Annotated in this window: 6 protein-coding genes, 1 tRNA gene and 1 pseudogene; 3 read left to right on the top strand and 5 right to left on the bottom strand. The window is 43.4% G+C overall.

The window, feature by feature from the left end; genetic code table 11:
- Window positions 1-73: 73 nt before the first annotated feature.
- The 5 genes and pseudogenes from AB4329_RS21695 to AB4329_RS21675 all read right to left on the bottom strand — a co-directional run bounded on the left by AB4329_RS21695 (window position 74) and on the right by AB4329_RS21675 (window position 4,425).
- A complete protein-coding gene (locus tag AB4329_RS21695; RefSeq protein WP_372139258.1) occupies window positions 74-1,099 on the bottom strand; it encodes a GGDEF domain-containing protein in 1,026 nt (341 codons plus the stop codon).
- 282 nt (window positions 1,100-1,381) lie between these two features.
- Window positions 1,382-2,317, bottom strand: coding sequence for a ribosome biogenesis GTPase YlqF (gene ylqF / locus AB4329_RS21690; RefSeq protein WP_029405588.1), 936 nt, complete (start codon window positions 2,315-2,317; stop codon window positions 1,382-1,384).
- Between the two features lie 167 nt (window positions 2,318-2,484).
- Window positions 2,485-2,763 (bottom strand): annotated as a pseudogene (locus AB4329_RS21685) (c-type cytochrome); the annotation flags it as partial.
- Between the two features lie 102 nt (window positions 2,764-2,865).
- On the bottom strand, window positions 2,866-3,870 hold the full coding sequence (ltaE, locus tag AB4329_RS21680; protein ID WP_372139257.1) for a low-specificity L-threonine aldolase: 1,005 nt from the start codon (window positions 3,868-3,870) through the stop codon (window positions 2,866-2,868).
- Between the two features lie 39 nt (window positions 3,871-3,909).
- Complete coding sequence (locus tag AB4329_RS21675) at window positions 3,910-4,425, bottom strand: NUDIX hydrolase (RefSeq protein WP_372139256.1); 516 nt, start codon at window positions 4,423-4,425, stop codon at window positions 3,910-3,912.
- Window positions 4,426-4,713: 288 nt separating this feature from the next.
- Between AB4329_RS21675 and AB4329_RS21670 the strand changes: the two genes are divergently transcribed.
- The 3 genes from AB4329_RS21670 to AB4329_RS21660 all read left to right on the top strand — a co-directional run bounded on the left by AB4329_RS21670 (window position 4,714) and on the right by AB4329_RS21660 (window position 8,101).
- Window positions 4,714-6,369, top strand: coding sequence for an ATPase RavA domain-containing protein (locus AB4329_RS21670; protein ID WP_017067123.1), 1,656 nt, complete (start codon window positions 4,714-4,716; stop codon window positions 6,367-6,369).
- Between the two features lie 11 nt (window positions 6,370-6,380).
- The gene (gene viaA, locus AB4329_RS21665; RefSeq protein ID WP_017064542.1) at window positions 6,381-7,826 is read left to right on the top strand and encodes an ATPase RavA stimulator ViaA; all 1,446 of its coding nucleotides are present in this window, start codon (window positions 6,381-6,383) and stop codon (window positions 7,824-7,826) included.
- Window positions 7,827-8,027: 201 nt separating this feature from the next.
- Window positions 8,028-8,101 (top strand) — tRNA-Cys (locus AB4329_RS21660).
- Window positions 8,102-8,151: the final 50 nt, after the last annotated feature.

Here is an 8,151-nt window from a genome sequence, read left to right as displayed (position 1 = left end):
CCGCGATGAACCTTTTTTGATTGAATTAGTGGTCGTTTTAATGATTCGCAAAGATGCGTGAAATATTGGGCGATTAATCACACCATGTGATCTTATTCCTACCGCCTTTTTTCGAAATGTAGAGTGCTTGGTCAGCGTCGTCGATAAGCTGCTCGACAGAACCAAGGGCTTGAGGGGCATGTTTCACACCGATTGAAATTGTTACTTCTAATCTAAGGCGAGTAGGGGATTCTAAAAGGGCATTAACCAGCGATTCAATTGAAGCCTCGGTTTCTCCTTGGACCAGCACCAAAAACTCTTCACCGCCGTATCGAAAGCAGTTACTGCTAGTCGGTAGTCGTTTTTGAATCTCATCGGCCAGTTCTTTAATCACCATGTCACCCATTTGATGGCCGTAGGTGTCGTTAATCGATTTGAAATGATCAATATCTATCATGAGCGATGTAATGGATCGCTCACGGTCTATGCTCGGTTCTATCACCTGATGAAGATAAAGGCGGTTGTAGCAGCCCGTTAGTGCGTCTTGATAGGAAAGGGCCTCGAACATATTAGATTGCTTGCGAAGCTGAATCGCTTGTTTGCGGAGTTGCTCGGATTGAGCGAAACGTTTGTGTACTTCCAGGTCACGTCTAACACAGGCCGCTGAGATTAGGATGTAAGCCGAGATATAAACGGAAATTGTTTCTATTTCATGCTCTGGCTCCGCTTCATAAAGCAGTGGCGCAAGGCCGATGAGATAAGCCAAAAAGATAAACGACAGCGTAGATATACTGTATCTGGCTGACAATCTTGAAAACGTACCAATGTAGATCATCACTAAAATGATGCCACCTTGGTAATCGAAGTTGTTCAGCTCGATGGCTAGTCGACCGACATAGACCAAGAAAAGTGAGCTAATTACAAGGAAGGCACTTTCTACGAGTTCCAAAACGTTGGGTTTGTTTGTAATACAGTATCTGGCGGCGGCCATCATCAATAAAAAAAGTATGACTCGGAAAATGATAGGCGTAATGCACTCGCTACCAAAGTGGATGTAGTCGGTGACGATAAAAGCACAGAATATTGAGATAGGGATGTAGATGAAATTTATGTACGGCAAATAAATTTCATTATCGAAATAGGTTTTAAATCTTTGATTCTTGAACCCAGAATAAGAGCGCATTGAGAAATTAGCCGAGATTGATACACAATAATTTGCGTAGTATGTCACAGTCTTTGGCATTGTAAACGACCATTTCTATAGATTTGTCAGTATGTTAGCTAGATCAACAAACGGTAGCGGGCAATATTCACGCTCTATTATCGATAGAGCGTGAATATCTAGAGGCTGGTGTAAGAGTGGTAAACAGAAATTAAAGCAGATTATAAAAACTAATCGCGATTAACGCTTGTTCTTCAGGTAACGCTTACGACGCTCTTCTTTTTTCTTAATCTGTTGTTCCGCTTTCAGCGCAGCCGCTTCTTCAACTTCGATCAGCTCTTGTGTGATCATTTCTGGCAACTCAAGCGTTACCTTACCTAAAGTGCCATTACGCAATTCGTGAAGCAGGATTTCTGAACATTTGTGAATGTCGATATGACCACCGGCACGAAGTGCACCACGCTTACGGCCAATCGCTTCCATCAGTTCGATGTCAGACTCAGGCAGCTCTTCAATTTGGTAGCGCTCTTGCAAAAGGTTAGGGTACTGTTTTGCTAGGTACTCTACTGTGTAAAATGCCACTTCATCGTATTCCATTGCTGTATCTTTTACAGCACCTGTTGCAGCCAAGCGGAAGCCACTGTGTGGGTTTTCTACTTTAGGCCAAAGGATTCCTGGAGTATCTGAAAGGATCACGCCATTTTGCAGATTGATACGTTGTTGGCGACGAGTTACCGCAGGTTGGTTACCAGTAACCGCAATCGTACGTCCAGCCAAGCAGTTGATGATGGTCGATTTACCCACGTTCGGGATGCCCATGATCATTGTACGAATGTTTTTGCCCATCTGTTCACGGTGCGGTGCCAGTTTACGTACCAGCTCCATAACGTGGTTAACTTCTTCTTTTACGCTAGTCGTAATCGCAATCGCTTTAACGCCTTGCTCCTTCTCGAAGTGCTCAATCCAACGTTGAGTCAGTTCAGGATCTGCAAGGTCACGCTTGTTCAGCACTTTTACACAAGGCTTATCGCCGCGCAGTGAAGAGATCATTGGGTTTTCACTACTGAACGGGATACGAGCGTCCAGTACTTCGATGATCACATCAACTTGTGGGATAACTTCTTCGATTTCTTTGCGGGCTTTATGCATGTGACCCGGAAACCATTGAATAGACATAGAGATAAACCTTGATAAATATATTTGCTGCACATTGTAAGGGTTGGATGATACGTGTAAAGGTATATCTATCCCGACCTTCAATGAGCTCAGTGAGTTTGCTTGAAGTATAGGCGACTTGGTGATGTTTATTTAGCTGATGATTGACCTATTGAAGGTGGGAGCCGCTAATCTTGTAAAGCGTAAAAAGCCGCTATGTCTTTCAAATCTTGATCGTTAAGCTTACTTAGTTGCGCTCGCATCATATCCGCGTAATCGCCCTGCCTATCTCCGGTTTGATACGCTTTCATTGTATTAAAGAGATAGGTTGGATCTTGGCCAGAAAGCTTAGGATAGGAGTTATTAGTCGATTGACTGGTAGGGTTATGACAAAAAACGCAGCTTGGTGATTTAACTTTACCTAGTTCAGCGTCGCCAAAATCAGAGGCATGAAGGTTAGAGCGAAGGTTGGGTAATGCACGTTTTTACTCCGATAAAAACATGATTATAAAGCTTCCCCTAAGAGGAAGCTCAAGTCTTATTTGTTCTGGGTGAACATTTAGTATGGCTTAAAGCGCATTTTCCAACTTAGTTAGGAAAGTAGCGATGTCTTCTGAACTGATATCTCTATGAGTAACAAATCGAACAGGGTTCCCTGGTGACATCGTAATGCCTTGTTCACCTAACTCTTGTGCGATGCGGTTGATATCTACTGACTCATCTAATTTAGCAAACACAATGTTAGTTTGAATGAAATCAGGGTTAACAGAAAAACCTTCTAGTTTGCTTAAACCAATCGCTAGATTTTTTGCATTGTCGTGGTCAGCTTTAAGTTGAGCCACGTTCTCCGTGAGCGCCATTTTCCCTGCTGCGGCAAGAATACCTGCCTGACGCATACCGCCACCGACCATTTTACGTAGGCGGCGTGCTTTAGCGATGTACTCTTTACTACCAAGAAGTAGTGAACCGATTGGAGCGCCTAAACCTTTCGATAAGCAAATCGTCATAGAATCGAAGTGTTGTGCGATCTCTTTAATGTGTACATCTAATGCGACTGCTGCGTTATAGACGCGCGCGCCATCTAGGTGCATTTGAAGTCCGTGTTGGTTTACGAACTCACGTGCTTCCGCTAGATAAGACATTGGCAGGACTTTACCATTGATCGTGTTTTCTAAACTAAGAAGCTTGGTACGAGCAAAGTGGCTGTCGTCGGGCTTAATCGCAGCGGCAAGCTTTTTAAAGTCTAAAGTACCGTCTGGGTTATTCTCGATTGGTTGAGGTTGGATAGAACCAAGGACCGCAGCGCCGCCAGCTTCGTATTTGTAGTTGTGCGCCTGCTGGCCACACAGATATTCATCACCACGCTCACAATGCGCCATTAAGCCAAGAAGGTTGGCTTGTGTACCTGAAGAGGTAAACATTGCCGCTTCAAAGCCTGTCTCATTTGCTGCCCACTGTTCTAGTTCGTTGACGGTTGGGTCATCGCCATAAACATCATCGCCCACTTCTGCGTTTGCCATTGCGTCACGCATAGCTTGCGAAGGTTTAGTTACGGTATCAGAACGAAAGTCCATGTTTCTCTCCTAGAGTACTTTAGGTAGCCATATAATTGGCTATAGATGGCCACATAGTTGGGCTTTACTTAAACAAGCGATAGTTTTGGTATCAGTGATTTGATCGTGTCGTATTTTATCGTGCAGTTCTTCTAAACTCAGTTCGATCACTTCTATTACTTCATCGTCATCGCATTCAAAGCGGGTAGTGAGGCTTAAGTCTTTTGCGACAAACAGATGTTGTATCTCATCACAGAAGCCAGCCAAAGGGGTGACTTGCCCCAAGCTTTGAAAATAAGTTGCACTGTAACCTGTTTCTTCTTCCAGTTCGCGTTGGGCACATTGAAGAGGTGTCTCATCTATTTCCATCGTGCCTGCGGGTAGTTCCAAAAGCCATTTTTTTAGAGAAGGGCGGAACTGGTTAATGAGGATGATTTTTCCAGACGAAGTGATAGGAAGAATAACTGCCGCGCCAGGGTGATTGATTGTTGTATGTTTTACCACGACGTTCGTAGGGAGCGTCACGTTCTCCTCTATGAGAGAAATACTTTTCCATTTATGGATAACTTTACTCATGCAGTCTGGCCACATTCCTTGCCAATTTTTCGTATAACGGAAGACGTGCACCACCATAACGTCTATGGTGTCGAAAATAAAAGAAAAATTAGGTTTCGTATTAGATTTAGTTTCACGCCGTTCGTGATGTTACTCTCATAATTGGAATCTATGATTGCGCCAAAATTACCGACGTAACCATCTGATATAAATGCAACTCAATAATAAAATGCACTTGTAACAAAGCGCTAACAAATGTATAAAAACAATTCTACACTCTCAACTGTTCAAAGATTTTCGGAGTAACGCATGAACCCTTCTATTTCTTCACATGCTGACAAGGCGCTACTCTCTGAAAGAATCAATAAATTAGCGCATGCTCTCTCTGATGGAGTCTATGAAAGAGAAGACACCATTAAGCTTTGTTTACTGGCTGCTTTGGCTGGTGAAAGCGTGTTTCTATTAGGCCCTCCGGGCATCGCAAAAAGCCTTATCGCGAAACGTCTCATTCAGGCTTTTGATAACAGCAGCTATTTCGAATATTTGATGACTCGTTTCTCTACTCCCGAGGAAGTGTTCGGCCCACTAAGTATCCAAGAATTAAAAGACAACGGTCGTTACGTAAGACTAACCGAAGGCTACCTACCAACTGCACAAGTCGTCTTCCTCGATGAGATCTGGAAAGCCGGCCCTGCAATCCTAAACACGCTACTTACTGTCGTTAACGAAAAGACTTTCAAAAACGGCAGTGATATTGAACGTGTACCGATGCGTCTACTAGTATCGGCATCCAACGAACTTCCAGATGAAGACAGCGGCTTGGAAGCACTTTATGACCGTATGTTGGTACGCGTGTTCGTGAACCGTATTCAAAACAAACAAAACTTCAAATCGATGCTGACGACGGGTACTTCTCAAGAAGCGGTAATTCCAAAAGGTTTGGCGATTACGGACATTGAATACCATCAATGGCAGAAAGAGCTCGATAAGCTGGAACTGACAGACAATTCGTTTGATAAGTTGTTTGAACTAAAAACCATGCTTGAAGAGACGGTTAAGAAGCAAGGCTCTGCTTCAGAGTCAGAATTGTATGTATCAGATAGACGCTGGAAGAAGGCCGTTAAACTATTGAAAGCGAGTGCGTTCTTTAGTGGTCGCGATAGCGTGAACCCTCTGGATATTATGCTTCTGCAAGATTGTTTGTGGCATAGCCCAGAATCACGTGATGTGGTTCGTAGCGTGGTGAAAGACTTTGCATTGAACCGAGCGTTTGATCAACAAGAGTCGAAAGCTCAAATTGAAATGTCTCGTGAAGAGTTAGAAGAGATTCAAGACGATGTTGAATCAACGTTGTCGGTGTCACTTTCTATGGAGTCAACCAGTGGCTTGTTGCGTAAAGATGTTTACCAGAATGACATCAAGAACGCGAAAATGTACAGCGTGGGCAGTGCTTACAATCTAGTGAAACTGGTTATGCTGCAAAGCAACATGTCGGTTTCTGAATCTGAGAAAGGCGATAGCCGTTGGGTATACGTAGCCAAAGACGATTTTGATCGTGTTCTTAAAGAAGGTCACGGTGATATTTACGGTTACGTAAACGAAAATAAAAACCTATGCCGTTTAAAACTCGACTTGGATGCATCAAACCAATTAGTGATTAAAGACATCGCCAATCGCTCTGTATTGGTGAGTGTGGTTACTACTGACGGTTTAGACCAAGAACTGTACAACAAGTGGTTGAGTGGCGCTGAGAAAGCCTTAGAACAGTTAACTGAAGCTGAATTCAAGTTAAAACGCGTTCGTACTGAATTCCATGATGCATTACCTCATAACTATATTGACCCTGATTTACCAAAAGCGATGGAAGCAAGTTTGCAATCGGTAACGCAAGATCTTGAAACCACGAAAGTGAAGAGTGCCAAGATCGCTCAGCGTATTAAGTTTATGAGCCAGTACTTCGAGTAAGAGGAGAGCATATGTTAGGAGCAGACGGCTTAAACCTCGCTTTGATGGTAGCTGATTCCGGAATCATTGATACCGCGATGAATGATCTCATCGCTCGTTCTCAAGTCATGATGGCTGCAGAGAACAAAGGTGTGAAAACATCAGTGAAAAACCACTTAGTTAAATGGCGCGGTAAAGTTAAAAAACGCGTTACTAAGGTGTGTGAAACTGATCGATTCCAAGAGGAAATCGCCCTTTACCAAGAAGTGATTTACTGGGATGAACCTCAGTTCTTTGATGAGATTGACAGCGTTATCAAAAAGCTGGAGTGGCACTCAGCGTTTTATCTACAAGCTCGACGCCTTATGGAGAACAACAAGGGTGTTTATAACGCGATGTTTCCACACTACTTTTGCGACCAATGGTACCAATCACTTTCTGATGCGATTAAACAAGCTCAAGTAACTGAACTTGAAACAAGCAAAGAAAAAGTCTTAGCCGATCTTTATCAGCGCATGGAAACCATGAAAAACATGGATAAAGTGACTGAGTCGGGTGATGAAGGCAGTGTAGGGCGCTTGTGGGACATGGCTTCTGCCAAATTAAGCAAAACAGACCTTACCATCATGAAACGTCATGCTGAGTTCTTGAATAAGCACAAGGGCTTGCAAGAGATCGCTGAAAAGCTAGGCCGTATGGCTGGTGAGGAAGATGATCCTTCGCTACACAAAGCCCCTGTAGAAGAATTGCAGGTGGTTGAAGAGAAAAGCGATGAAGCGGTCGATGATATTGTCGGGATTCATGAAAGTGATGACCTTAACAAGATGCTGCCAAACGAAACCATGTTCTTAGCTTATCCTGAACTTGAGGTTATCTTTTACAAGCACTTGGCCGACAAGCGTTTACTGAGCTATCGCTCGCAAGGTAAATCACGCACGTTACGCAAAGTGAAGGCGCAAAAACCAGATAGCAAGAACATCGATATTGAAAAGGGCCCGTTTATCGTCTGTGTGGACGCTTCGGGTTCTATGAGTGGTTTCCCTGAGCAGTCTGCTAAAGCAATGGCTTATGCCTTAATGCAAATTGCTCTTGCAGAAGAGAGAGACTGTTATGTGATTCTTTTTTCTTCTGAGCAGATTACCTATGAGTTAACAAGGCAAGATGGCCTACGTGAAGCGAGCGACTTCTTAAGTTACTCATTCCACGGCGGTACGGATTTGGAACCTGTTCTCATGAAGTCGATTGACCTAATGACTGGTGATAAATACAAGAATGCCGATTTAATCGTACTTTCTGACTTTATTGCGCCGAAACAATCAGACGAAATGATTGCTCAGGTTGAAAAGTTGAAAGAACACAAAAACCGTTTCCATGCGGTTAGTCTTTCTAAGTATGGCAACCCTCAACTTATGACTATGTTTGACCACTGCTGGGCGTATCATCCGAGTCTTGTCGGTCGTTTCATGAAGAAGTGGTAGCGCTAGAACATCTTGTTTAACTCGATTTTGCTGTGTGTTTTTTGATTAAAGAGATCGAACATGCAGCAATTTGATTTAAATGTCAGCAAACGGAATTTAAATTCACTTTTTTGTTTGACTATCTCCCCTCAATCCGTAAAGTAGGCACCCGAACACAGCGGTGCGGCTTACTTAAGTCCCTAAAGTGTTGAATCAAAAAAAGGCGCCTTGGCAGAGTGGCTATGCAGCGGATTGCAAATCCGTGGACCTCGGTTCGACTCCGGGAGGCGCCTCCATTCTTTTTCTTAGCTTGATAAGTTAAGAGATATTAAGAATGAAAATGCGA

It is taken from the genome of Vibrio sp. 10N.261.54.A5 (assembly GCF_041471145.1).
GTDB lineage: Bacteria > Pseudomonadota > Gammaproteobacteria > Enterobacterales > Vibrionaceae > Vibrio > Vibrio crassostreae_C.
This window is presented reverse-complemented; position numbering and strand designations above follow the sequence as displayed.

Bases quoted from the DNA above. Each gene is read 5' to 3' on its own strand.
- AB4329_RS21675 (WP_372139256.1), bottom strand. From the start codon at position 4,425: ATGAGTAAAGTTATCCATAAATGGAAAAGTATTTCTCTCATAGAGGAG.
- ylqF (WP_029405588.1), bottom strand. From the start codon at position 2,317: ATGTCTATTCAATGGTTTCCGGGTCACATGCATAAAGCCCGCAAAGAA.
- AB4329_RS21670 (WP_017067123.1), top strand. From the start codon at position 4,714: ATGAACCCTTCTATTTCTTCACATGCTGACAAGGCGCTACTCTCTGAA.
- viaA (WP_017064542.1), top strand. From the start codon at position 6,381: ATGTTAGGAGCAGACGGCTTAAACCTCGCTTTGATGGTAGCTGATTCC.
- ltaE (WP_372139257.1), bottom strand. From the start codon at position 3,870: ATGGACTTTCGTTCTGATACCGTAACTAAACCTTCGCAAGCTATGCGT.